This is a genomic window from Ruegeria sp. CK3, from assembly GCF_056536565.1.
Genome location: NZ_JBQFPV010000001.1, coordinates 381,299 through 406,913, shown reverse-complemented (window position 1 = coordinate 406,913; position 25,615 = coordinate 381,299). Strand labels below are relative to the sequence as shown.

The window sequence follows — 25,615 nt, the reverse complement described above, 5'->3', positions numbered from 1 at the left end:
GTAAATCAACGTTTTGCCAAGGGTTTGCCGCTGCGCCGCTTGCGGAGCGACCGCAAGCAGCGCTAAGGAACGGGCAGCAATGCGATAACGGAGCCGGCCTCGTGAAACCCAGAAAATTCCCACAGATCAACGCAGCCCTTGATGAGCTAGGGGTGAAGCTGGTCGACAAGGTGACCGAACAGGACGAACGCGCCCGGCTGGAGGCGTTCGAGCGGGCAGGCGGGCTGGAGCGCCCCGCTTACGCGCTGTCACCGGGTATGGAAAATTTTGACTTCGCTCAGCTGATCGCCGAATACGGCCAGCACAAGGATGCACTGGAGGCATTGAAGGACCCGGCCAAGAACCAGACGGGCTACCTGCGGGGCAACGGTTATTATGACAGCCCTGATGCCGATGCGCTTTATCTGATGATCCGCAGGTTCAAACCAAAACGCGTGATCGAGGTCGGCTGCGGCAACTCAACCCGCGTCACGCGGCAAGCCATCCTCGACGGAGCGTTAGATACGCAGATCACAGCCATCGACCCTTACCCGCGCGCAGATATCGCCCATGTGGTCGATGCGTTCGAACAAAAAAGGCTGGAGGAGGTCGATCCAGCGCTGTTCGAACAGCTTGAGGCCGGGGACGTTCTGTTCATCGATTCCAGCCATGTTGTTAGGATGAGCAATGACGTCGCGCATCTGTTCTGCCGCATCATCCCGACGCTGAAACCGGGCGTTGTCATTCACGTGCATGATGTTTTTTTACCTTACGAATATCCCAAGCGTTTTTTCTACGACTGTCCAGGTTGGGGTGAGCAGTACATGTTGCACGCCCTTCTGCAATCGGGAGCGTTTTCAATGCTTTGGCCGGGGTATTATCTGCAACAGGACCGCCCCGATGCGTGTTACGCGCTACCGTTTTTGAACGATGGCCGGGCGCAGAGTATCTGGGTTCAGATCAAAGAACAGTGATCCTAAAGTGATCCGGTGTGAAACATGCGCCGTAAACCTTTCCATAACAAGCTGGAGAGGAGAAGACAGCCATGTTTCGTCGCACATTGATGGGCGCTGCCGCCGCCGTTGCACTTGCCATGCCGATCAAGGCTCAGGCTGCTGACATCGTTGACACCGCCGTATCTGCGGGATCGTTCACCACACTGGTCGCAGCCGTTCAGGCTGCCGGTCTTGTCGACACTCTGAAGGGCAACGGCCCGTTCACCGTTTTTGCACCGACGGATGAGGCGTTTGCTGCTCTGCCCGAAGGCACGGTGGAAAGCCTGCTGCTGCCGGAAAACAAGGACAAACTGGTTGAGATTCTGACCTACCACGTTGTACCTGCCAAAGTGATGTCGGGTGATATCGCTGGCAAGCGCGCGAAGGTTCTGACCGTTCAGGGCGATCGCCTGAGCGTCAACGCTAAAAATGGCGTCCGCGTGAATGGCGCTGATGTGGTGCAGGCCGACATCGAAGCCAGCAATGGCGTTATCCATGTGGTCGATGAGGTTATTCTGCCCGAATAACCTTGGCGCCCCGCTAAACAAAAAGCCCCGGTCCTGATGGCCGGGGCTTTGCTGTTCCTAGGTTTTGAACCTCAGACCAAACGCACCTGCGTTCCGATTTGGACCAGCGGGTACAGCTCTTCCACATGTTGGTTGTAAAGGCCGATGCAGCCCGACGAACTCTGCCGTCCGATCTTGCGGGTGTCGTGGGTTCCATGGACCAGATAAGCTGGCCAGCCCAGATACATCGCGCGCGTGCCCAGCGGGTTGCCGGGGTCACCACCCTCCATTCGAACGGGCAGAGACGGATCGCGCTCCCGCATAGAGGCGGTCGGCGTCCATGTCGGGTATTCGGCCTTGCGGACGACCTTGGTGTAGCCGCGCCTAGTCAGCTCTTCACTCATCGGAACCGAACTGGGGTACAGCTTATACGTCCCGTCCGGTCCCCAATAGTGAACCGCGCGGCTGGTGATGTCGGCCAGCAGGCAGCCTGCACCCAGCTGATCAAAATGGTCTTGCCAGTTCTGCTGCGAAAACGACGAGACATTTCGGCGTACCGGCAGTTGCGTGCTGATCGCATCTTCACTTTGCGGGAAGGCGTCAGAACTTTGCGCGCGCACGAGGGCAGGTGTGGCCAGAACGGATGCAGCCCCCAAAAGGGCCGAACGGCGAGTCATGTTGGATTTGGACAAGGCGACCTCCGGAGGTTCTATCTGCTCGAAAATATAGTTGCGCCGAAAATATTTGCCAGGCTCGCAAATAGCCAGCCTCTACAGTTTGAATTTATCGTGAGATTCCGGGTTTTGGAGGGTTTTGGCGGAACCCTGCCAATGAAAAACCCGGCCAGAGCGGCCGGGTTTGAACAGATTTGGCTTTGGATCAGTCCATCGCTTTGAAGTTGAACTCGCCACCTTCCTTGATGCCCGACGGCCAGCGGGCCGTGACAGTCTTGGTGCGGGTGTAGAACTTGAAGCTATCCGGGCCGTGCTGGTTCAGGTCACCGAACATGGATTTCTTCCAGCCGCCAAAGGTGTGGTAGGCCAGCGGAACCGGGATCGGGACGTTGATGCCAACCATGCCAATGTTGATCCGGCTCGCGAAGTCACGTGCAGTGTCGCCATCGCGCGTGAAAATCGCGGTGCCGTTGCCGTATTCATGGTCCATCGCCAAACCGATGGCCTCTTCGTAAGACCCTGCGCGAACGGTCGACAGAACCGGGCCAAAGATTTCCTGCTTGTAGATATCCATGTCAGGCGTCACGTGGTCGAAGAGGTGCGGGCCGACAAAGAAACCGTCTTCATAGCCCTGCAGGCTGAAATCGCGGTTGTCGACGACCAGCTTCGCGCCTTGCTCAACGCCCGAGTTGATCAGGCCGAGGATACGCTCTTTCGCAGCTCCGGTCACAACGGGGCCCATGTCCACGTCGTCTCCGGCTGTGTAGGGGCCGACTTTCAATTTTTCTACGCGCGGGATCAGCTTCTCGATCAGACGGTCTGCGGTTTCTTCACCCACAGGAACGGCAACCGAGATTGCCATGCAGCGTTCGCCCGCCGCGCCGAAGCCTGCACCGACCAGCGCATCCGCGGCTTGGTCCAGATCCGCGTCGGGCATGACGATCATGTGGTTCTTGGCGCCGCCGAAGCACTGCGCGCGTTTGCCATTGGCCGTCGCGCGGCTGTAGATGTATTGCGCGATCGGGGTCGAGCCGACAAAGCTGACGCCCTGAATGATTTCGCTGTCGAGGATGGTGTCCACGGCCTCTTTGTCGCCATTGACGACCTGGAAGACGCCCTTGGGCAGACCGGCCTCAATGAACAGTTCGGCCAACATCAGCGGAACCGAGGGGTCACGCTCGGACGGTTTCAGAACCACGGCGTTGCCGCAGGCCAGTGCCGGACCAACGTGCCACAGAGGCATCATCGCCGGGAAGTTGAACGGCATGATCGAACCGACAACGCCCAGGGGCTGACGCATCGAGTACATGTCGATACCTGGACCTGCGCTGTCTGTGAATTCACCCTTCAGCATTTGTGGTGCGCCGATGCAGTATTCGATCACCTCCAGACCACGCTGCAGGTCGCCCTTGGCGTCGGGGATGGTCTTGCCATGCTCACGGCTGAGCGCTTCGGCCAGTTTGTCCATGTCGCGGTTCATCAGGCCGACCATGGCCATCATGACGCGCGCGCGCTTCTGCGGGTTCGTCGAGCCCCATGCGGGTTGTGCGGCTGCGGCAGCTTCGATCGCGGCGGTGGTTTCGGCCGCGCTTGCCATTGGGCATTTGTACTGAACTTCACCCGTTGCCGGGTTGAAAACGTCATCGAAACGGCCCGAGGTACCGGCCACGTTCTCGCCATTGATGAAATGAGTCAGATCTTGCATTGCAAACTCCTCCGATATGTTTGCGCGCAGAATAGGCTTGCAGAAATAACCTGAACAGAGGCAATGTCTCAAAAGAGCTTTGCAAAAATGCAAGAGGGACGGTATGACGCCAAATTGGGATGATATGCGCGTTTTTCTTGCCGTCGCGCGTGAGGAAAGCCTGTCGTCAGCGGGGCGGATCCTCAAGATCGACCCCGCTACGGTTGGCCGAAGGATCGCCCGGTTAGAGGGCAGCCTGGACGCACAGCTGTTCACCAAGTCGCAACAAGGATACATTCTGACAACGGCCGGGGAACGCCTGCTGGATCACGGCCTGCAAGCCGAAGAGGCGATGCGCGCTGCCGCAGGCGCAGTGGTTGGGTCGACCGAGTCGCTGAGTGGTCAAATTCGGATCGGCGCTCCGGATGGTTCGGCGAACTACCTTTTGCCTCAGGTCTGCGCGAAGATCAGCGATGCCAATCCGGATCTGGATATTCAGATCCTGGCGCTGCCGAGGATCATTAACCTGTCGCGGCGTGAGGCGGATATGGCTGTCACGGTCAGCTCTCCGACCGCAGGCAAGCTGCTGGTGCAAAAAGTCAGCGACTACAAACTGCATCTGGTTGCGGCGCAGGACTATCTGGACCGGCACGCCCCGATCCAGACGGTCGAGGACCTGAAAGCCCACCGTTTGATTGGCTATATCCCGGACATGATCTTTGATCGCGAGCTGGACTATCTCAACGATTTGGGCATCGACCGGGTGGCGCTTGCATCTAACTCGGTACCGGTTCAGCTGCGTCAGGTGGCGCTTGGGGCGGGAATCTGCGTTGCGCATGACTTCACGCTTCCGTTTCATCCGAACCTGCGCAGGTTGTTGACCGATCAGGTCAGTCTGACCCGCAGCTTTCATCTGGTTCGGCATCAAGGCGATCAGCGAAACGAACGCCTCAACCGCTTTGCGCAGGCATTGACCCGTGGGATTCGCGACGAAGTTGCACGGCTTGAGGCGGAAGCCGGAACTTGACACACATGACCATTCCGGCAACGCTTTGGAAAACAGTACGTTATTGCCGGAGGTTTTTTTATGCTCGTTCAAGCCATTCTGACATCCAAAGCCACCGATGAGGTGGTGACCGTCGCTCCATCCGCGACTGTGTCCGAGGCGGCGAAGATACTGGCGGAAAGACGCATCGGCACAGTTGTTGTCTCAGAAGACGGAGGCAGAACGGCCGTCGGTATCCTGTCCGAACGCGACATCGTCCGAGAACTGGCGGCCAGCGGCAGCGGGTGCCTGAACCAATCGGTCGATAGCTATATGACCAAGGACCTGATCACTGCGACACGACAGGAATCGGTCGAAGATATTCTGGCACGCATGACCGAAGGCCGGTTCCGCCACATGCCAATTGTCGAGGATGGCAAGCTTGTCGGCATCGTCACCCTCGGGGACGTGGTCAAGGCGCAACTGACCGAGCTTGCAATGGAAAAAGACGCCCTGCAGGGCATGATCATGGGGCATTAAAGCGCTTTGCGTTTCATCGTAAACCCATCGAAATGCGCGTTCGACCGCAGGGAGAGGCAGCGTATTTCGATTCACATCAAACGCAAAGCGATACGGGGGAAGGGCATATCGCCCTCTTGCACCTGCAGCATGATTGTGTTTGCTATCGCCCAGTTTTTGAACGCAGGAGAGCGTGATGCGGGTTGGCCTTTATCCCGGAACTTTTGACCCGATCACCTTGGGGCATATCGACATCATCCGTCGGGCCTCGGCGCTGGTGGACAAGCTGGTTATCGGCGTGGCTATCAACCGCGACAAAGGCCCTTTGTTTTCGCTGGAAGAACGTGTTGCCATGATCGAGGCGGAATGCGCGCATTTGTCAGAACAGACCGGGACCCAGATCGTGGCGCATCCGTTCGAGAACCTGCTGATCGACTGCGCGCGGGATGTGGGCGCGCAGGTCATCGTGCGTGGACTGCGGGCCGTTGCTGATTTTGAATATGAATTCCAGATGGTTGGCATGAACCGGGCTCTGGACGATTCCATCGAGACCGTGTTCCTGATGGCCGAAGCTCGGCATCAGGCCATTGCTTCGAAACTGGTGAAAGAGATCGCGCGTTTAGGCGGGGACGTGTCGAAATTCGTCACGCCCCGCGTGAATGTGGCCCTTAAAGAGCGGTTAGGATAACGCGCCCATCGCGGCGGCTGTGTCCAGCATCCGGTTCGAGAAGCCCCATTCGTTGTCATACCATGCCAGCACGCGCACCAGCGTGCCATCCGTGACCTTGGTCTCCGCCAGCGACACGGTCGAGCTATGGGCATCGTGGTTGAAATCGATCGAGATCAGCGGTCGATTTTCTGCGGCCAGCACGCCAGGGATTTTGGCAGCGGCCTCAACAAACAGGGCGTTGACCTCGTCCTCGGTCGTTGGGCGAGAGACTTCGGCCACCAGATCAACCACCGAGACATTCGGGGTCGGCACGCGGATCGCCTGACCGGTCAGCTTGCCCGCCAGCTGAGGTAGAACCAGACCAACAGCTGCGGCAGCACCGGTGGTTGTCGGGATCATCGACAGAGCCGCCGCGCGTGACAGGTAAGGGTCTTTGCCTGCGGTATCATGCACCGGCTGGCTTGCGGTATAGGCGTGAACGGTGGTCATGTTACCATGCACGATCTCCAACCCGGCATCCAGCGCCGCAGCAACAGGCGACAGGCAGTTGGTTGTGCATGAGGCATTCGAAACGATCATGTCCTCAGCGGTCAGTTCGGAGTCGTTCACCCCAAATACGATCGTCTTGACGCCGCCGTCTCCACGGGCCGGGGCCGAGATCAGGACTTTCTTGGAGCCGTTCTTCAGGTGACGTTCAGCCGCTTCTCGGGTCCGGAATACGCCGGTGCATTCCAGCACGACATCGACATCCGACCAGTCTAGCGCTTCGGGATCGCGTTCGCTGGTCAGTCGGATCGGACCCGCGCCAACGTCGAGACCGGCCTCGGACAGCAAGACGGGCTTTGAGTAGCGGCCATGAACGCTGTCAAATTCGAACAGATGGGCGTTCATTTCCGGCTTGGCCAGATCGTTAATCGCAACGATTTCTACGTCGGTCCTTCCCGACTCCATAACCGCACGCAAAACTCCGCGCCCGATACGTCCAAATCCGTTAATGGCCAGTTTAAGTGTCATGTCCTGCTCCGTCAGAGTCTCTGCTCGAAATGAGTTAGCGCTAACAAACGGAGATCGGCGAGAAAGTCAAGTAAAACCTTGCTCAGCGCCAGAAGGCGAGCCAGTCGAGAAAGTCGTAAAGTTTCTTGCCGAGGAACAGAAAATGCTCAGTTCCGAACAGGGCATAGTCCAACATGATTGCGCCAAGGATCAACAGCGCCAGCCAGATGGCGATTTGATTTGTCATGAGGGCCCCGAACAAAAACGCCCGCTCAGATAACCTGAGCGGGCGAAGCTGTTCAAGCGATCATGGGGAAATCAGTTAAGGCGCCCCATGGCGACGGCGACATCGGCCATACGAACCGAAAAGCCCCATTCATTGTCATACCACGCCAACACGCGGACCATTCGGTTATCCACCACGCGGGTCTGGTCCGGAGCGAAGATCGAGCTTTCCTCGGTGTGGTTGAAATCGGTCGAGACCAGCGGCGCGGGCTCATAACCCAGAACGCGCTGCATCGGGCCTTTGGCGGCCTCTTCAACGATTGCGTTGATCTCTTCGACGGTCACGTCGCGCGAGGCGCGGAAGCTCAGGTCTACGGCCGAAACATTTGGAGTAGGGACGCGGATTGCCGAGCCGTCCAGACGACCTTTCAGATTTGGCAGAACCTCGCCCAAGGCAGCCGCTGCACCAGTCGAGGTCGGGATCATCGACATCGCCGCCGCGCGAGCGCGGTACAGGTCGCTGTGGCGACGATCCAGTGTCGGCTGGTCGCCGGTATAGGCGTGAATGGTGGTCATGATACCGTGTTCGATGCCGACACCTTCGTCCAGAACCTTGGCAAGCGGAGCAAGGCAGTTCGTGGTGCAGGAGCCGTTCGAGACCATGTTGTCATTTGCGGTCAGCGTGTTGTGGTTCACGCCAAACACGATGGTCTTGTCGACATTTTTGCCGGGGGCCGACAGCAGAACCTTCTGCGCGCCGCGATCCAGGTGGGTTTTTGCCTTGGTGCCGTCGTTGAACTTGCCGGTGCATTCCAGAACGACGTCGCAGCCTTCCCAATCCAATTCGTTCATGTCGTAGGTCGAGAACATCTGCATCGGGCCTCGGCCCAGATCCATGGTGTCGCCTTCGATCGACACTTCGCGCGGGAAACGGCCGTGAATGCTGTCATATTTCAGCAGATGCGCCGATGTTTCGAGCGGGCCGGTGGCGTTGACTTTGATCACTTCGATGTCGTTGCGGCCCGAGGCGGCAATGTGCGACAGGGTACAGCGGCCTATGCGGCCAAAACCATTGATACCGACCTTGATGGTCATGTGACGTCTCCAAATGCGCTTGCGTTTGGGGCCATATAGCCTTGAAACCGGAATCTCAAAAGGGCAAAAGCGGCATATTTTTAAGGTGTTAGCGCAAACCTGAACAGATTGCGCTAACGCTTGCGCTAGCTGTTGGATCGGGTAGGGTCCGTTTGCGGCAGGTGACAGGAAAGGACACGCGATGAGCGGACTGTTGGCCCTTTTGGATGATGTGGCGGGGATTGCCAAGGTGGCTGCGGCCTCGGTGGATGATGTCGTGGCGGCTGCTGGCAAGGCAGGGGCCAAAACGGCCGGGGTGATTATCGACGACGCTGCGGTTACGCCGAAATACGTACAGGGCTTCGCGCCCGCGCGTGAGTTGCCGATCATTTGGCGCATTGCCCGTGGGTCGGTTTTCAACAAACTCATTCTGCTACTACCAGTCGCCTTGTTGCTTGCGAATTTTGCGCCGTGGCTGATCACACCTTTGCTGATGCTGGGTGGGTCATATCTGTGTTTCGAAGGGGCCGAGAAGATATTCCACGTTCTGTTCCCGCATGGTAGCCACGCCATCGAAAAGGACATGGATGTACGCGATCCGGGCCATCTTGAAGAACAGAAGGTCAAGGGTGCGATCAAGACGGATTTCATCCTGTCAGCTGAGATCATGACCATTGCGCTGGCCGCGATTGAGGCTCCGAATGTGTGGATGCAGGCGGCGACTTTGGCTGTTGTCGGGCTCGGGGTGACGGTGGCCGTCTATGGCTCGGTCGCCTTGATCGTGAAGATGGACGATGTCGGGCTATATCTGGCCGGAAATGCTCCGACGCCGGTAGGCCGAGGGTTGGGGCGAGGATTGGTCAAGGCCATGCCCACGGTGATGAAAACCCTTTCGATCGTCGGAACGGCGGCCATGCTGTGGGTGGGCGGATCAATCGTCATCCACGGGATGGAGGTTCTGGGCTTTGGTTGGCTGGGTCATCATATCCATGACTGGGCCTATGCTGTTGGTCATTCGGTCTCGGCCCAATGGGAGGCCGCGGCGGAGTGGATCGCCAAGGCGACCATGGACGGCATCTTTGGTCTGGCCTGGGGGATGGTCTTGATCCCCCTGGCAACCAAAGTCATCGGGCCCGTGATGGGGGCGTTTTCAGGTTCATCCAAAGAACACTAGGCGGTGACGTTAGGTCCTGCTGGCCTCCGTCTGCGGTCAGATTATCCTCGACATGCCAATAGCTAAGTGGAATTCCCATGTCCGAGCCATCCCTGTTCGATGTCCTCAGCGCCGCTGAGGCGCAAGGCGATTGCCTCTGCTACCCGGTGCCGCAGAACTGGAAGCAAGGCCGCACAACATTCGGTGGGTTTTCGTCGGCCCTAATGCTGTCAACGGTTTACAATCGGCACAAAGATTTACCGCCCCTCAGATCAGCTCTGGTAAATTTCACGGCGCCGATCAGTGATCCGCCGCTAGTCAAAACGGAAATCTTGCGCGAGGGGCGCAATGTGAAGACCATCAGCGCTCGTGCCGAAATCGGTGGCAGTGTTGCGGTGCAAGCGACATTTTCCTTTGGCCGCGCGCAAGACAGCCATGTCGCGTTCGATTGCCCGGCGAAGCCCGCAGATGCGCCCGAGATGACGGAGTATTATTACCCTCCAGACTTGCCGCGACCGCCGATACCTTTCCTTACAAACTTTGACGTCAGAAAGGTCGAGGGTGAATTGCCTTTCATGGGTGCAGATCGCGGGTATCTGCGCCTTTGGGCCCGACACAACGATCCTCGGATGTGGAACAGGACGGAGGGGGTGATTGCAATCGCTGACCTGCCACCGCCAGCTATCTACCCCACGCTAAAGAAACCCGGACCAAATTCGTCAATGAACTGGATTTTCAACGTGTTGTCCGAGGATATTCAAACACGCGACGGTTGGTTCTTACTGGAGCACCAACTGACCGCAGGCCGCGATGGTTATAGTTCGCAGGTCATGCGCGTTTGGAACACAGAAGGCGATTTGATCGTGGATGGAATGCAATCCGTGATCATCTTCGTGTAAGAAAAAAGCCCTGGCGTGGACCGGGGCTTTTCATTTTGTGGCAGGCTGGATTAGCCCAGAAGTTCTTTGACCTTGGCTACGGTCGCTTCGGCGGTAATGCCGAAATGCTTATACAGCTCACCAGCCGGAGCAGAGGCACCAAAGCTCGACATGCCGATGAAACCTGCCTTGGCTTCACGTCCACGCTCACCCAGCAGCCAGCGGTCCCAGCCACCGGCGCGAACGGCGGCTTCGATGCCGACGCGGACAGCACCGGCGGGCAGCACGCGCTTGCGGTAGGCTTCGTCTTGTTCAGCGAACAGCTCCATACACGGCATGGAGACGACGCGGGTGCCGATGCCTTCGGCTTCAAGCATTGCTTTGGCTTCCATCGCCAGCGAAACCTCCGAGCCCGTGGCGATCAGGATCGCCTGACGTTTGCTCTCGGCCTCGGCCAGAACGTAAGCGCCCTGAGCGGTCAAGTTCTTGGCTTTGTGATCCTTGCGCACGGTCGGTACGCCCTGACGGGTCAGCGACAGGACCGAGGGGCTGTCCTTGAAGGTCAACGCCAGTTCCCAGGCTTCGGCGGTTTCAACGGTGTCGGCGGGGCGGAACACATAGGTGTTCGGGGTCGCGCGGCTGATTGCCAGATGCTCGACCGGTTGGTGGGTCGGGCCGTCTTCACCCAGACCGATCGAGTCATGGGTCATCACGAAGACCGACGGGATTTTCATCAGTGCCGCCAGACGCATGGACGGGCGCGCATAGTCGGTGAAGGCCATGAAGGTGCCGCCATAGGGGCGGATGCCGCCATGAAGCGCCATACCGTTCATCGCGGCGGCCATACCGTGCTCACGGATACCGTAGTGGATGTAGCGACCCTTGCGGTTTTCCGGCAGGAACACACCCATATCAGCCGATTTGGTGTTGTTCGAACCGGTCAGGTCAGCCGAGCCGCCCACGGTCTCTGTCATGATCGGGTTCACAACGTTCAGAACCTTTTCGGACGAGGCGCGGGTGGCCAGCTTGGGCTGATCCTCGGACATCTGTTTCTTGAACGAACGGATCGCACCGGCCAGTTTCTTGGGAGCCTCAAACGCATAGGCACGGTTGAACTCGGCCTGTTTACGCTCCGAGATTTGCGTAAAACGCTCTTCCCATTCCGCTCGCTCGGCGGCGCCACGGGAACCGATGGCTTCCCAAGCAGATTTCACGTTGGCAGGGATTTCGAAGGCGTCATGCGGCCAGCCATAGCCTTCTTTGGCGGCTTTCAGCTGCTCCTGATCTGTCAGCGCGCCATGACCTTTCGAGGTGTCCTGCGCGGCGTGACCCAGAGCGATGTGGCTTTTGCAGGCAATCATCGAAGGCTTTTTCGACTTTTTCGCCTGCGTGATCGCCGCGTCGATGGCTTGCGGATCATGGCCGTCGATTTCGATTACATGCCAGCCCGAGGCTGCAAAACGACGCACCTGATCGGTACGGTCGGCGATATCCACGGTGCCGTCGATTGTGATGTTGTTGTCGTCCCAGAAAACGATCAGCTTACCCAGCTCATGACGGCCGGCGAGGGTGATCGCCTCTTGGCTGACGCCTTCCATCAGGCAGCCGTCGCCGGCGATCACGTAGGTGTAGTGATCAACGATCTTCTTGCCGTAATGCGCGCGTTGGATTTCCTCGGCCATGGCAAAGCCCACAGCGTTCGAGATGCCCTGACCCAGAGGGCCGGTGGTTGTCTCGATCCCGTCGACCAGGAAGTTCTCCGGGTGACCCGCAGTTTTCGCGCCCAGCTGACGGAAGTTCTTGATCTCGTCCAGCGTCACATCCGCGTGGCCGGTGAGATACAGCAGCGAATAGATCAGCATCGATCCGTGGCCCGCCGACAGAATGAACCGGTCGCGGTCCGGCCAGCTCGGGGCCGAGGCGTCGAATTTCAGGTGCTTTTCGAACAGGACGGTCGCAACATCGGCCATGCCCATCGGCATACCGGAATGGCCGGAATTGGCGGCGGCGACGGCGTCAAGGGTCAGGGTGCGGATGGCCGCAGCTTTGTCCCAGTGTTCGGGGTTTGCATTGCGCAGCGCAGTCAGGTCCACGGGCGTTGTTCCTTTGGGTTTGAAGCAGATTGGGCGCTCAATAGCATTCAGCCCTCAAAGTGCAAGCGGAACCGGGCGAAACAAGGTCGCACCGCTTGAAGAGAGCTGTCCAAGCCTTTGAAACCAAACAGTGGGTATTTTCCGTCACATTCCGTTAGACTGGGGCCAAGCGGGACCGATTCTTGATTCGGACGGTTCGGCAACAGAATGAACCTTGGTTAAGAGGTGACAGGGGCATGAGCCAGATTGAAGAGTTACAGCGACGCATTCTTGCCGCGATGGAGCGAATTGGCATGGGCGTGACAGCCCTGCAAAATGCGCCGGCGGGCGATGCAGATGAAGGGTTGCAAGCGGCGCTGGACGATGAACGTGTTGCCAACGCTCAGCTGCAAGAGCGCCTGACTTCGTTGAAGGAACGCCACGAGCAGGAAGTTGACGGTATGCGCGCCGATATGGAGGCGCTGCGTGCTGCTCCAGAGCCTACGGCCGATGTCGACGCGCTGCGGGCTGAGTTGGCCGAAGCTGCGACCAAGCTTTCAGCGGTCGAGGCTGCGCGGGCCGAACTGGCCGAGGCGAAGGCGGCACTGGAAAACACAGAAGAACTGGACGCTCTGAAAGCCGAAAACGCGCAATTGCGGGCCGATCTGGAAGGTCACGAAGACCCGGCCGCGCTGCGGGCCGAGATTGAAGAGATGAGGGCTGCTATTTTGCGGGCTGGAGACATCGAGGCCGAAAATAGTCGTATGCGGGCCGAATTGGCCGATAGCGAAAGGGTGGCCGAGCTGAACGCGGAGCTGGAGATGTTGAGGGCCGAGCGCGCCAGCCACGGGGCTGCCATGTCACGTCTGGATGACGATCTGCAGAGGATGCGGCAGGCGAATGAGCAACTACGCAACTCGGTTGATGCCCTGCGCGCTGCGGCGCAAGAGGGAGTTCAGGACGCGGAGCTGTTGAATCAGGCGACTGTGGCGGAGTTGGAAGCAACGCGCGCGGCGCAAGCGACCGATGCGGCCGAGGCACGGGCTGTTCTGGCTCGCCTTGAGCCTCTGCTATCGCAGGCGAAACTGGCAGAAGGTGAGGTTGAGTAATGCCCGAAGTGACCATTCATATCGGCGGGCGCGGGTTTGACGTGTCTTGTCAGGACGGGGAAGAAAGTTTTCTGCAGGCCGCCGCGAAAATGCTGGATGACGAAGCGCAGGTGCTTTCGGATCAGATTGGGCGTATGCCCGAATCCCGCATGTTGTTGATGGCCGGTCTAATGTTGGCGGATAAAACAGCCGCGACCGACGACAAGGTCAAAGCGCTTGAGGCGAAACTGGCGGAAACCGAGGCCGAGCTTCAAACGTTGCGCAGCGCACCTGCGCCTGAACCCGAACGGATCGAGGTTGCTGTCGTGCCGCCTTCAGTTACGGATACACTGGCCGAATTGGCCGCACGGGCCGAAGCCCTGGCATCAGACATCGAGGAAAAAACAAAATGAAACGAGCATGCGGCTTGATCTGTGGGGCCGTGGCCCTTGTTTGTGCGTCCAAGGCAATGGCCGAGATCGACATACTGACGGTGACGTTCAACTGCGAGAACGGTATCCCGCTGCCAGTGACCTATTTCAACGCATCCGACGGCTCGGGCGCCGCGGCGACGATGGTCGACAATTCTCTGGTCGCGATGCGTCAGGTCGAGAGCGGCTCGGGCATTCGGTACGAATCCGTGGATACGAACGGAACCTATATCCTGCGGTCCAAAGGCTGGAATGCCACGGTGAGCTTCCTGGCGACAAACGCCGCCAGTGAGCAGATTATTTTTCAGGATTGCTCCAGCCGTTAAGGCCGGGTCAGGCGTTGGCCTCACGGATTTTGTCGGCTGCGTCCTTGTTGTAGCCGACACCGTTTTCGTCAAACAACGTGTCCAATTCACCCGACAGGGTCATTTCAGTGATGATATCGCAACCACCGACAAACTCGCCTTTGACATAGAGCTGCGGCACGGTCGGCCAGTCCGAATAGTCCTTGATGCCCTGACGGACTGCTTCGTCGGCCAAAACATTCACATCAGCGTAGTCGACGCCCATGTAGTTCAGCACACCTGCCACACGGGATGAGAAACCGCACTGAGGCATCTCTTTGGTGCCTTTCATATACAGCACAACGTCGTTGGCTTTGACGGTTTCGTCGATCTGGGTCTTCACGTCGGTCATTTCGCGTTTCCTTTGCTCTTCGGCATCATAGCTTTGGCGTAATCTTGCGTATCCTTGGGGATATGGGTCTCTGCCGAGCTAATTGTAGCGTCATGTGATTGATAGGAGGAATATAGGAGGTGTTATCCCTGTCCGGGCGGCGATCCACGCCTCGTCTTGCGCCCAGTCTTTGAGTTGTTCCGCGCCAACAGCGCGATGAGCAAAACAAAAACGAAAACCGCAATTGAGATTACAATCGCATGTTCCATTTTACTCAGGAACTTTGGTGGTCAAAGCCAGCGCGTGCAGGTCACCGTCCGGGCCGTCCATTTTGCCTTTCAAGGCCGCATAAACAGCGCGCTGTTGCTGGACGCGGTTTTTGCCGCGAAAGCTCTCGTCCACGACCATGGCGGACATGTGAACGCCATCGCTGCCGCCAACCTGAATTTCCGCGTTGGGAAAGCTCTCGCGCAGCAGGGTTTCAATCTCGTGGGCGCTCATTGGCATCTAGGCTTACTCCTGAAGGTCTTTCTCAAGATGTAGAGCGATGGGAAGGCGCGTGCAAGATGTGGAAGGTCTTTCAGATATGCAAATCCCGCACCGATCAGGGCGCGGGACTATTCGTTTGTAGAAAGAGTAGTGTGATCAGGCGACCGCGGTGGCAAAGCTTTGGCGGAAAACCTCAGTTAATTCGGCCAGAGGGGCTTCGGAACTGCCGATCTTGACCGTCTCGCCCGTAAAGCGACCAACCGAGGTCAGCGGGACGCCGGCCTGACCAGCTGCGATCATCAATGCCTCGGCCTGATCAAAGTTGCAGGCGACCAGATATCGGGCCTGATCTTCGCCGAATAGGATTTCGGTCGAGGCATCGTCAAGGTGAACGCCAACGCCCGCTGCTTCTGCCAGTTCAAACGCGGCAAGCGCGAGGCCACCGTCGCTCAGGTCGGTGCAGGCCTTGATCATCTCGCGGTTGGCTCGAATGAAATCACCGTTACGCTTCTCGGCCTCAAGATCCACGTGGGGCGCATCGCCTTCTTCGCGGTTGAACACCTCGGCCAGAAGGGCGGATTGGCCCAGATGGCCTTCGGTTTCCCCGATCACGAGGGCCACGTGACCTTCGCGCACCTCGTTTCCGATGATCTCATCGGTGTGGTCGAGCAGGCCAACGGCGCCAATGGTCGGGGTCGGCAGGATCGCCTGACCATCGGTCTCGTTGTAAAGCGAGACGTTGCCGGACACGATGGGTACGTCCAGCGCGCCAACGGCAGCTCCGATGCCTTGGATGGCGCCCACGAACTGGCCCATGATCTCGGGCTTTTCGGGGTTGCCGAAGTTCAAGTTGTCGGTTGTGGCCAGTGGTTTGGCCCCGACAGCGGTCAGGTTACGATAAGCCTCGGCCACCGCTTGTTTGCCACCTTCGACCGGGTTGGCGCGGACATAGCGCGGCGTTACGTCCGAGGTGAAGGCCAACACCTTGTCGGTGCCATGAACACGCACCATTCCGGCACCCAGACCTGGGGTGCGGGCGCTGTCAGCCATGACCATGGTGTCATACTGCTCATAGACCCACTGCTTGCCCGCGTAGTTGGGCGAAGAGAGCAGGGCGCGCAGACCATCAATCGGGTCGATCTGCGGGACGTCGGCCAATTCCTCAGCCTCGGGCGTCGCAACCCATGGGCGGTCATATTCCGGCGCGGTCGAGGAGAGTTTCGACAGGACCAGATCAGCTTTCACCTCGCCATTGTGCATAATCAGGAAACGGTCTTCGGCGATAGTCTCACCGACGATTGCAAAGTCGAGATCCCACTTTTCGAATACGGCGCGAGCTTCGGCCTCAAGCTCGGGCTTCAGTACCATCAGCATGCGTTCCTGAGACTCGGACAGCATCATCTCATAGGCTGTCATGTTCTCTTCGCGCTGCGGTACGTTTTCGAGGTCCAAACGGACACCTAAGCCACCCTTGTCGCCCATCTCAACGGCCGAGCAGGTCAGGCCTGCCGCGCCCATGTCCTGGATCGAGATCACGGCGCCAGTTTTCATCAGCTCCAGCGTCGCCTCCATGAGGCGCTTTTCGGTAAAGGGGTCGCCAACCTGAACGGTTGGGCGTTTCTCTTCGATGGTATCGTCGAATTCGGCCGAGGCCATGGTCGCACCGCCAACGCCATCACGTCCGGTCTTGGCGCCCAAATAGACGACAGGCATGCCTACGCCAGAGGCCGCCGAGTAGAAGATTTTGTCGCTATCAGCCAAACCTGCGGCGAAGGCATTGACGAGGCAGTTGCCGTTATAGGCCGGATGGAAGCGGACCTCGCCACCGACGCAGGGCACGCCGAAGCAGTTGCCGTAGCCGCCGATACCTTCGACCACGCCGTTGACCAGCTGGCGGGTCTTGTGGTGGCCGGGCTCACCAAAGGACAGGGCGTTCATCGAGGCGATCGGGCGCGCGCCCATGGTGAAGACGTCGCGCAGAATGCCACCAACGCCGGTCGCCGCGCCCTGATAGGGTTCAATGTAAGATGGGTGGTTGTGGCTTTCCATTTTGAAAACAACTGCTTGCCCGTCGCCGATATCGACCACGCCCGCATTCTCACCCGGGCCGCAGATCACCTGAGGTCCGGATGTAGGCAGGGTGCGCAGCCATTTCTTGGAGGATTTATAAGAGCAATGCTCGTTCCACATGGCCGAGAAAATGCCTAGCTCGGTAAACGTCGGCTCACGCCCGATGATCTCGAGGATCATGTCGTATTCCTCGGGCTTCAACCCGTGGGCGGCAATCAGATCAGGTGTGATGGCTGGCTCTTGCATCCTGTTTCGGTCCCCGAGATGGCAATGTTTGGCGCCTTTTAGGGGAAGGGAACGCCGGGGGGAAGAGAAAAGGCACTTTCCGCGCGTTGTCCTGTTGCAAACCGGACAAAGGTGCAAATTGCGGGGATCGGACAGAGCCACAAATAGGGTTCCGGCACGCGACAGAGACAGCCGCGTGCCGGATGAGTTTACTTCTGCTGATCCTGTTGCTGCGCCTGCTGCGCGACGGCACCAGCGGCGGCCCCGACGGCTGCTTTTTGGTCTTCACTCAGGTGTTCCGCATCATCCAGACCGGGAATGGCGACACGCACTTCGCGGCGTGCGAAGTCGATGCCGTTTTCTTTGAAGGCGGCTTTGACGCGGTTGAAGATCTCTTTGCGCAGGGTGAACTGCTTGCCGGGTTTGGCCATGAACTTGCCCCGGATGATCATGCCGACATCGTCAAAGTCGAACACACCCTGAGACTTGAACGGCTGCAGGAAGCCATCCTTGTGGGTCTCGTCCTCCATCATCTCAGCGCCGATCTTCTTGAAGATCTTCTTCACCTTGTTGGGATCGGTGTCGAACGGCACTGTGAACTTCAGCTTCATGATGACCCAGTCGCGGCTGTAATTGGTCAGCTTCTGAATCTCACCATAGGGAATGGTGTGCACCGGCCCGCGATGGTGACGCAGTTGCATGGAGCGGATCGAGATCTTCTCGACTGTCCCTGTGGTACCGCCCACATCGACATATTCGCCCACGCGGAAGGCATCGTCGATAAGGAAGAAAATCCCGCCAACGATGTCAGACACCAGCTTTTGCGCACCGAAACCGATGGCCAGACCCAGGATACCGGCACCAGCCAGAAGCGGTGTGATGTCGAGCCCAAGGGCGCCCAAGGCCAGCAAAACGAAGATCACGGCAATCGCAACCTGAGCCGTCACGCGCAGCAGCGGCAGAACCGTTGCCAGACGCGAGCCACCAGCACCGCCGCCTTCGCCGGCTTCTTCGTCCGGGCTTTGCGCGGCGGTCATCTCTTTCGCCAGTCGGCGGTTGATCCAGAGCGAGACGACCTCGTTCAGGATGTAGCCCACGGCGATGATGATGAAGAACTGCACCAGTTTGCTGCCGGAATCCGCGTCTCCACCAGCGATTTCCTGCAGATCAAGATCCCAGGCATTGGCGATCATCAGGATGACCAGAATACCGGCTAGAACCCGACCGATACGGATGTAGCTGCGCTTGGTTGATTTATAGGCGCGTTCGGCTACCGACCCTTCGCCCTGCATCGGCGGTTGCAGATGCCGGACAAGCCCTCGGATCAGTGTGTCGAGCGCCGGGGCGATCAACAGCCAGAACATGGTGGTGAAATGCGCCCCCTGAACCAGCAGAGCCAGTGATGCCGGGTTGCGCTGAGCCACCAGAAACTCGACCAGCAGCCATGTCGCAGCCGAGACCGCAATGGCGAAGTAGGGGTAATAATGTGCCACTTCCTCGTCGAACTTGGTGTGGTCCGGGTCAGTTCCCAGCATCATCTGCGACAGACCTTCGCGCGCTTTCCATGCGATCAAGCCGATATAGATGTGGATGCCTGCGTTCAGCCAGAAGCCGATACGCGTATCATCCCCCGTGATGCCGTTCAGGCTGTTGAAGTGCAGCAGGAACAGGGTGAAACCGATTAGGATCAGCAACCCGATCAGGTTGCGATGCAGGTATTTGGCCCAGTGATCGTCGATATTTACCAGACGGTAATGGGGTTTGTTCGGCGCCAGTACAAAGCGCGAGGCAGCGGCACCCAGCCGTGGCACCCAGATCAGGTAGAACACAAACGGCCCGGCATAGGTGATTTGCTCGGGCGTCAGCAGGCCGCGCCCAACCGCGCGGATGACCACGTAAAAGACTACAAGCCCTGCGATTTCCCGACAGAAACGACCGAAAAGATACCGGGCAGCGCCCCAGAGATCGCCTTCGGCTTCGGCCTCGGTCTGGACATGCCAGCGGCGGGTCAGAATCTCGAACAGTTTTTCGGCGATGAAGCCCACAACCAGAACACTTGCAACCAGCCCCATCAGAACCAAAGCACCGAATGAGGTGAAGGTGGTTGCAAAATTCTTGATGGCGGTGGCTTGCGCGCTGAAGAGATTGGGGACGGTCGTTATGACATGCGTCCACGAGGCGACCATTTCGCTCCAGACTTCATTCAACTCGGTAATCGGATCCTCGCGATCCTCTGCAGCGGCCGCGTTTTTCTCGGCCACCGCGTCCAGACGTTCTAACAGGATTGAGCGGACCTGATCATCCGACATACGGGCGACCAGATCGTCCACTTGTTCGGGTGTCAGGTCCTCGGGGATATCGACGGTGGCAGGCGCGTTGGAGGTCGACGAGCCCGCAACTTGGGCATGCAGGGGGCCGACCAGTAAAAATAGTGAAAAAATCGCCGCCAGAAGGCGGAGGGGGCTTATCATGGTTCTGTCCTCGAACACGAATTTTTAAACGTTTTTTCGGATCATAGGCAGGTGTCGGAGATTTTCCCAGAAATTTCATCGCTCTGGACGATGAGTTTGGGCAAAACTAAAAAATGAATTCGGGAGAAGCCAAAAAAAAGGCCGAGCACTAAGCTCGGCCATAGTCCAACAGGGAGGTATGAAGATGATGAGCGTTTCAGCATCACCGCCTTCGAGTGCTCATTTAGGGGTCGGTTTGTGAACGTTCAAGAAGTTTTAATCTGATCGTTCAGCATTGCTGCTATGCTTCGAGTGCATAGCTAGAGTTTACCCATCATTTTCAGTTGTTTGCGTTGCGCGATGATCTCGTCCTGAACGAAGTCGCGGAACGCTCCGACCCGCTTGGAATGGCGCAATTCTTCCGGATAAGCGAGGTATACGGGAACGTCCGCGTTTTCGATTTCCGACAGGATCGGAACGAGGTGCGGGAAGTCCTGCGTTACGTAGTCGGGCAGGACGCCAATTCCCAAATTGTGCAACACGCCCTGAAGAACGCCGAAATAGTTGTTCACTGTCAGCAGGGACCCCGGATTGAAGGTCATCAGATGACGCACCATCGCCGCACTTGCGCCCACTTGCGGGGCAGAAGGGGTCTGGCTGATCAGACGGTGTTCTTTGATCTCTTCCAGCGATTTCAGCATCCCGCCATGGGATTCTAGATACTCCTGCGTGGCATAGAGCTTCATTTGGACGGTCATCAGGCGTTTGCGGATCAGATCGGCCTGGCTGGGCTCCTTCATGCGGATGGCAACATCGGCCTCACGCATGGGCAGGTCCAGAACACGTTCCTCGAGCATCAGGTCGATGTTCAGATCAGGGTACTGTTCGTAGAGTTTGGGCAGGCGCGGGGCGAGCCACAGGGTGCCGAAGCCGAATGTGGTGGTCACGCGCAGGACGCCGAACACTTCCTCTTCGCTGTCGCGGATGCGGGCGGCGGCGGCGTCCAGACGTTTGGACATGGCCGAGGTGGCATCAAACAGCAACTCACCCTGTTCGGTTAGAATCAGACCGCGGGCGTGGCGGTGAAACAGGGTTGCATCGAGCGATTCTTCCAGCGCGCGGATCTGACGGCTCACGGCGGATTGAGATAAATTGAGCCTATCCCCCGCATGGGTCAGGCTGCCGGCATCTGCCACCGCGTGAAATATTCTAAGCTTGTCCCAATCCATCGTCGCAACTTTCGTTATCCTCGTGAAGCCCTATATGAAATAGGTAACAAGTACCACAATCAAACCATGAAATCCTTGGGATTCAGGGGATAATGGCTATACAGGTCAATAATTATGACCTAAAATGCGTGAATATAAAGCACACTGATCTGACGAGGGGAGACGTCTGATGAGTCAGCCACACATAACGCTGAACGACCGCTTCGATCTTGAGAAATCACCCGTTCTTTTGAACGGAACACAGGCGCTTGTGCGTCTGATGCTGATGCAGAAGGCCCGCGATCAACAGGCCGGGTTGAACACCGCCGGACTGGTGACCGGCTATCGTGGCTCACCTCTGGGTGCGGTGGATCAGCAGATGATGCGTGCCCAGCGCTATCTGGCTAGCAGCGACGTTACCTTTCAATACGGATTGAACGAGGATCTGGCCGCCACTGCGCTTTGGGGCAGCCAGCAGGCGGGCCTCCGCGGCGATGGCCGGTATGACGGCGTGTTTGGTCTTTGGTACGGCAAAGGGCCGGGGGTCGACCGGTCTGGCGATGTGATGCGCCACGCTAATATGGCGGGCACCGCGCAATATGGCGGTGTGCTGATGGCGATGGGTGACGACCACACGGGTGAAAGCTCAACCGTATTGCACCAATCGGAATGGTCTTTGGTCGATATGTATATGCCCGTGGTCAGCCCTGCAGGCGTGCAGGAGATTCTGGACTACGGCATTTACGGCTTTGCGCTCAGCCGGTTCGCGGGTGTCTGGGTTGGTCTTAAAACGATGAAGGACACGATCGAGGTGACCTCGGTCGTCGATGGCAGGCCCGACCGGATGGGCGTCGTGATCCCCGAGTTCGACATGCCCGAGGGTGGGTTGAACATCCGCCTTGGTGATACGCCGCATCTGCAAGAGGCCCGCGTAATCGACTACAAGCGTTTCGCGGCCGAGACGTTCTCGCATGCCAACAAGCTGGACAAACGTGTCTGGGGCAAGCCGGGGGCCAAGATCGGGTTCGTTGCGGCGGGTAAAAACTGGCTGGACCTGACCCACGCGCTGTCTTTGCTGAACATTGATGAAGCCGAGGCGGAACGGCTGGGCATCACGACTTACAAGATCGGGCAGACGTTCCCGCTGGATATGGCCGGGTTCCATGATTGGGCTGAAGGACTGGACCTGATTGTGATCGTTGAAGAAAAACGCAAGCTGATTGAGGTGCAGGTCAAAGAGGCAATTTTTGACGACCGCCGGGGTCGCCGCGTTTATGGCTGGTACAAGGGCGGCGCCGGAACGCTGCATCGTGAGGAGTTGTTCCCCACACGCGGCGCATTGGACCCTATCATGATTGCCGAAAAGCTGGGTGACATCCTGATTGAAGAGGGGCGCGAAACGGATGGCGTCCGCGCAGGCCTCGCCAAACTGTCAGAGGCGCGGCGTGCAGACAACGCGCAAGAAATCGCGACGCGGTTGCCCTATTTCTGCTCGGGCTGTCCGCACAACAGTTCAACCAAAGTGCCAGAGGGTAGCCGCGCCTATGCAGGCATCGGATGCCACTACATGGTGCAGTGGATGGATCGGGAGACGACCGGCTTCACTCAGATGGGCGGCGAGGGTGCGAACTGGATTGGTGAGGCTCCGTTTTCGACCACCAAACACGTGTTTCAGAACTTGGGTGACGGTACGTATAACCACTCCGGCGTGCAGGCGATGCGCGCGGCGCTGTCGGCGGGCACCAACATCACCTTCAAAATCCTGTTCAACGATGCGGTTGCGATGACTGGCGGGCAGGGGAACGAAGGTGATTTGACCGCTGAACGGATCGTGGACGAGGTGAAGGCCATGGGCGTGCAGCATGTGGCTCTGGTCTATGATGAAAAGGAAGACGTTAGCCTTGGGGCTCTGCCGTCGGGTGTAGAGAGCTTTGAACGCGCTGAGTTGATGAAAGTGCAGGATCGGTTCCGCGAAATCGAGGGCGTCTCGGTCATCGTCTATGTCCAGACCTGCGCGGCCGAGAAACGCCGTCGCCGCAAGCGCGGTGAGTTTCCGGACCCGGACAAGCGTGTCTTCATCAATACCGATATTTGTGAAGGATGCGGTGATTGCGGGGTGCAGTCAAACTGCGTCTCAATCGTGCCCAAGGAGACCGAACTGGGCCGCAAACGCGCGATTGATCAATCCAGCTGCAACAAGGATTTCTCGTGCCTGAACGGGTTCTGTCCGTCCTTTGTTTCCTTGGGAGGGGCAAAGATCCGGAAAGAGGCGACCAAACAGCTTGATCTGCCCGATCTGCCGATGCCTGATCTGCCGCAAATCAAGGGTACGCATAATGTGGTTATCACCGGAATTGGTGGCACAGGTGTTGTGACCCTCGGGGCGATTCTGGCGCAAGCGGCACAGATTGACGGCAAAGGCGCGGGTATGATGGAGATGGCCGGCCTCGCCCAAAAAGGCGGCGCGGTGCACATCCATTGCCGTCTGGCGAACAGACCGGAAGATATTAGCGCCATTCGCGTCGCAACCGGCGAGGCGCATGCGCTGATCGGCGGCGACCTAGTGGTTTCGGCCGGGGCAAAAACTCTGGGCCTGACACGGGCCGGACAGACCGGCGCGGTGGTCAACAACCACAACACGGTGACCGGCGATTTTACCCGCGATACAGAATTCCGTATTCCGGGCGACCAGTTGGAGCTGGCGCTGAAAGCGCGGCTGAAGAACGGGGTGAGCCTGTTCGATGCGACCGATCTGGCCAAGATCGTGATGGGCGATTCGATCTACTCCAACATGATGGTCTTCGGCGCGGCATGGCAGCGCGGTACTCTGCCTGTCAGTCATGAGGCGATCATGACCGCGATTGAGCTGAACGGAACCGCCGTGGAACGCAACAAACGGGCTTTTGATGTGGGTCGCTGGGCTGTTCTACACCCGGAGGAGGCACAGGCGATACTGGCACCTTCCGTCTCGGAATTGCCCAAGACCCTGGACCAAATGATCGACTTCCGGGCGCAGCACCTGACCGACTACCAGTCGGCCCGATTGGCGAAACGCTACCGCAAGCTGGTGGACGGAATAGCAGAAGAAACGCTGCGCGAGGCTGTGGCAAAAGGCTACCACAAGCTGTTGTCCTACAAGGATGAATACGAAGTCGCGCGCCTGCTGCTGACCAGCCGGGACAAGGCCGCAGCCGAGTTCGACGGCGATTTCAACATGACTTTCCATCTAGCCCCGCCGATTTTTGGTGGGGAGGGTAGCAATGGCAGACCGCGCAAGCGCGCCTTTGGGGAATGGATGCTTGGGCCTCTTAAGCTGTTGGCCAAATTAAAGACCTTGCGCGGCACGCCTTTGGATGTCTTCGGCTACTCGGCCGAGCGACGGATGGAGCGCGCGCTGATCAAACAGTACGAACAGGACATGAAAGAGGTACTGCCACTGAGAACGGAAGACACACAGGATGCGATTGTTGCACTGGCCCGTTTACCACTGGATATCCGTGGCTTTGGCCCTGTTTTGATGCAAAACGAAGCCAAAGCTGCAAAACGGCGCGAGGAGCTACTGGCGACGATCCGCAGCGGCGGGCCCGAGATGCGCGCTGCGGCGGAATGAGGCGTCACAAACCTGTCACCTTCGCTAGGCAAAATCTCCGCTTAACGTATAATGCAGGCAGTTAGTTCCGGAGTCCTCAGATGCCCTCGCGCCGTCATGTCGTTCGAGACATTTCTTATGCCCATTCCGCCGAAACCAAGGGCGGTCGGATGGTCATCAAGCTGATGGAAAACACCACAGGCCGCATGCGCCTGATCAAGCGTGCGGACGGGTACGAACAAGACGTCGCCAAGGGGCGCGATTTCTGGGATGTCATGGTCGAACGCTACGGTTTGACGCTGGATGTTGTGGGCGGGGCGCTGTCGAATATCCCGAAGGACGGCCCCCTGATCCTGATTGCCAATCACCCTTACGGCATTCTGGACGGATTGATGATGGGGCATATCCTGTCTGAAACGCGCGGCGATTTCCGGATTCTGGCCCATCGCGTGTTCCGCAAGGCAGAAGATCTGAACCGCATCATCCTGCCGATCTCTTTTGATGAGACGAAAGAGGCGATGAAGCTGAACCTTGAGACCCGCAAGACCGCCTTGAACTATCTTGGCGAGGGTGGGGCGATAGGGATTTTCCCGGGTGGAACCGTCAGCACGGCCCTTACGCCGTTCGACCACCCGATGGACCCCGGTTGGCGGGGTTTTACAGCTCGGATGGTTGCCAAATCGAACGCGACCGTGGTGCCGGTTTTCTTTGACGGCCACACGTCTCGTTTGTTCCAGATCGCCAGCCACTTGCACAACACCCTGCGGATGGGATTGCTGATCAAGGAGTTCAAGAAACGCGTTGATACGCCTGTAAGAGTGGTTATCGGCGAGCCGATTACCCGTGATGTTCTGGACCCACTCAGCAAGGATACGCGCAAGATGATGGATTTCCTGCGCAAAGCCACGTATGAGCTGTCTCCGACACCGCTGAAGTCTTTTGACTACGGCTATGAATTTGAGGAACGGCATCGCGCCTGAAGG

23 protein-coding genes are annotated in these 25,615 nt (G+C 58.2%); 12 read left to right on the top strand and 11 right to left on the bottom strand.

All coding sequences use genetic code 11. From position 1 onward, the window contains the following. The first annotated feature begins 101 nt into the window (after positions 1-101). A complete protein-coding gene (locus ACR0C3_RS02070; RefSeq protein WP_480756895.1) occupies positions 102-953 on the top strand; it encodes a class I SAM-dependent methyltransferase in 852 nt (283 codons plus the stop codon). A gap of 71 nt (positions 954-1,024) precedes the next feature. Beyond that, on the top strand, positions 1,025-1,501 hold the full coding sequence (locus tag ACR0C3_RS02065) for a fasciclin domain-containing protein (RefSeq protein WP_170373597.1): 477 nt from the start codon (positions 1,025-1,027) through the stop codon (positions 1,499-1,501). Positions 1,502-1,572: 71 nt separating this feature from the next. On the opposite strand, the gene ACR0C3_RS02060 is transcribed toward ACR0C3_RS02065, so the two are convergent. After that, complete coding sequence (locus ACR0C3_RS02060; protein ID WP_170641445.1) at positions 1,573-2,157, bottom strand: L,D-transpeptidase; 585 nt, start codon at positions 2,155-2,157, stop codon at positions 1,573-1,575. 202 nt (positions 2,158-2,359) lie between these two features. Then, entirely contained in the window at positions 2,360-3,859 is a 1,500-nt protein-coding gene (locus ACR0C3_RS02055; RefSeq protein ID WP_480756894.1) for a CoA-acylating methylmalonate-semialdehyde dehydrogenase, read from the bottom strand. Positions 3,860-3,962: 103 nt separating this feature from the next. Here ACR0C3_RS02055 and ACR0C3_RS02050 point away from each other — a divergent pair, with 103 nt between their 5' ends. From ACR0C3_RS02050 to coaD, 3 genes are all read left to right on the top strand, one after another. Then, the gene (locus tag ACR0C3_RS02050) at positions 3,963-4,865 is read left to right on the top strand and encodes a LysR family transcriptional regulator (RefSeq protein WP_480756893.1); all 903 of its coding nucleotides are present in this window, start codon (positions 3,963-3,965) and stop codon (positions 4,863-4,865) included. A gap of 60 nt (positions 4,866-4,925) precedes the next feature. Continuing rightward, positions 4,926-5,363: a CBS domain-containing protein gene (locus ACR0C3_RS02045; RefSeq protein WP_480756891.1), complete on the top strand. Its 438-nt coding sequence runs from the start codon at positions 4,926-4,928 to the stop codon at positions 5,361-5,363. A gap of 175 nt (positions 5,364-5,538) precedes the next feature. Further along, the gene (gene coaD / locus ACR0C3_RS02040) at positions 5,539-6,030 is read left to right on the top strand and encodes a pantetheine-phosphate adenylyltransferase (protein WP_170548987.1); all 492 of its coding nucleotides are present in this window, start codon (positions 5,539-5,541) and stop codon (positions 6,028-6,030) included. On the opposite strand, the gene gap (ACR0C3_RS02035) is transcribed toward coaD, so the two are convergent. The 3 genes from gap (ACR0C3_RS02035) to gap (ACR0C3_RS02025) all read right to left on the bottom strand — a co-directional run bounded on the left by gap (ACR0C3_RS02035) (position 6,022) and on the right by gap (ACR0C3_RS02025) (position 8,325). After that, positions 6,022-7,026, bottom strand: coding sequence for a type I glyceraldehyde-3-phosphate dehydrogenase (gap, locus tag ACR0C3_RS02035; RefSeq protein ID WP_480756890.1), 1,005 nt, complete (start codon positions 7,024-7,026; stop codon positions 6,022-6,024). The genes coaD and gap (ACR0C3_RS02035) overlap by 9 nt on opposite strands. A gap of 82 nt (positions 7,027-7,108) precedes the next feature. Next, the gene (locus tag ACR0C3_RS02030; RefSeq protein ID WP_170458101.1) at positions 7,109-7,252 is read right to left on the bottom strand and encodes a hypothetical protein; all 144 of its coding nucleotides are present in this window, start codon (positions 7,250-7,252) and stop codon (positions 7,109-7,111) included. Positions 7,253-7,323: 71 nt separating this feature from the next. Further along, a complete protein-coding gene (gene gap, locus ACR0C3_RS02025) occupies positions 7,324-8,325 on the bottom strand; it encodes a type I glyceraldehyde-3-phosphate dehydrogenase (protein WP_170688597.1) in 1,002 nt (333 codons plus the stop codon). A 181-nt stretch (positions 8,326-8,506) separates the two neighbouring features. On the opposite strand from gap (ACR0C3_RS02025), the gene ACR0C3_RS02020 reads away from it, so the two are divergent. Next, positions 8,507-9,478 (top strand): DUF808 domain-containing protein, encoded by a 972-nt coding sequence (locus ACR0C3_RS02020; RefSeq protein ID WP_170373605.1) that lies wholly within the window; start codon positions 8,507-8,509, stop codon positions 9,476-9,478. A gap of 77 nt (positions 9,479-9,555) precedes the next feature. Next, positions 9,556-10,356: a thioesterase family protein gene (locus ACR0C3_RS02015; RefSeq protein ID WP_480756889.1), complete on the top strand. Its 801-nt coding sequence runs from the start codon at positions 9,556-9,558 to the stop codon at positions 10,354-10,356. Positions 10,357-10,406: 50 nt separating this feature from the next. Here the strand turns inward: ACR0C3_RS02015 and tkt are convergent, their stop codons facing one another. Then, entirely contained in the window at positions 10,407-12,428 is a 2,022-nt protein-coding gene (gene tkt, locus ACR0C3_RS02010; protein WP_480756888.1) for a transketolase, read from the bottom strand. A gap of 236 nt (positions 12,429-12,664) precedes the next feature. Here tkt and ACR0C3_RS02005 point away from each other — a divergent pair, with 236 nt between their 5' ends. Genes ACR0C3_RS02005 through ACR0C3_RS01995 form a run of 3 tightly spaced genes read left to right on the top strand, consistent with a single transcriptional unit; the run spans position 12,665 to position 14,252 of the window. Continuing rightward, positions 12,665-13,516 (top strand): hypothetical protein, encoded by an 852-nt coding sequence (locus tag ACR0C3_RS02005; RefSeq protein WP_480756887.1) that lies wholly within the window; start codon positions 12,665-12,667, stop codon positions 13,514-13,516. Further along, positions 13,516-13,908 (top strand): cell division protein ZapA, encoded by a 393-nt coding sequence (locus ACR0C3_RS02000; RefSeq protein WP_170638781.1) that lies wholly within the window; start codon positions 13,516-13,518, stop codon positions 13,906-13,908. Before ACR0C3_RS02005 ends, ACR0C3_RS02000 begins: the two co-directional genes overlap by 1 nt. Then, entirely contained in the window at positions 13,905-14,252 is a 348-nt protein-coding gene (locus tag ACR0C3_RS01995; protein WP_170665195.1) for an MliC family protein, read from the top strand. The genes ACR0C3_RS02000 and ACR0C3_RS01995 overlap by 4 nt, the downstream gene beginning before the upstream one ends. Positions 14,253-14,259: 7 nt before the next feature. Here the strand turns inward: ACR0C3_RS01995 and grxD are convergent, their stop codons facing one another. From grxD to ACR0C3_RS01970, 5 genes are all read right to left on the bottom strand, one after another. Beyond that, entirely contained in the window at positions 14,260-14,622 is a 363-nt protein-coding gene (gene grxD, locus ACR0C3_RS01990) for a Grx4 family monothiol glutaredoxin (protein WP_170458109.1), read from the bottom strand. A gap of 249 nt (positions 14,623-14,871) precedes the next feature. Then, positions 14,872-15,108 carry a BolA/IbaG family iron-sulfur metabolism protein gene (locus ACR0C3_RS01985; RefSeq protein WP_170373612.1) on the bottom strand — a complete coding sequence of 79 codons (237 nt, stop codon included), beginning with the start codon at positions 15,106-15,108 and terminating at the stop codon, positions 14,872-14,874. A 138-nt stretch (positions 15,109-15,246) separates the two neighbouring features. Next, positions 15,247-17,406: a phosphoribosylformylglycinamidine synthase subunit PurL gene (gene purL / locus ACR0C3_RS01980; protein WP_170548958.1), complete on the bottom strand. Its 2,160-nt coding sequence runs from the start codon at positions 17,404-17,406 to the stop codon at positions 15,247-15,249. A gap of 188 nt (positions 17,407-17,594) precedes the next feature. Beyond that, positions 17,595-19,856, bottom strand: coding sequence for a mechanosensitive ion channel family protein (locus tag ACR0C3_RS01975; RefSeq protein WP_480756886.1), 2,262 nt, complete (start codon positions 19,854-19,856; stop codon positions 17,595-17,597). Between the two features lie 299 nt (positions 19,857-20,155). Next, entirely contained in the window at positions 20,156-21,064 is a 909-nt protein-coding gene (locus ACR0C3_RS01970; RefSeq protein ID WP_170373615.1) for a LysR family transcriptional regulator, read from the bottom strand. A gap of 169 nt (positions 21,065-21,233) precedes the next feature. Between ACR0C3_RS01970 and ACR0C3_RS01965 the strand changes: the two genes are divergently transcribed. Both ACR0C3_RS01965 and ACR0C3_RS01960 read left to right on the top strand, forming a co-directional pair. Continuing rightward, positions 21,234-24,653, top strand: coding sequence for an indolepyruvate ferredoxin oxidoreductase family protein (locus tag ACR0C3_RS01965; protein ID WP_480756884.1), 3,420 nt, complete (start codon positions 21,234-21,236; stop codon positions 24,651-24,653). Positions 24,654-24,733: 80 nt separating this feature from the next. Then, the gene (locus ACR0C3_RS01960; protein ID WP_480756882.1) at positions 24,734-25,612 is read left to right on the top strand and encodes a lysophospholipid acyltransferase family protein; all 879 of its coding nucleotides are present in this window, start codon (positions 24,734-24,736) and stop codon (positions 25,610-25,612) included. Positions 25,613-25,615 lie beyond the last annotated feature (3 nt).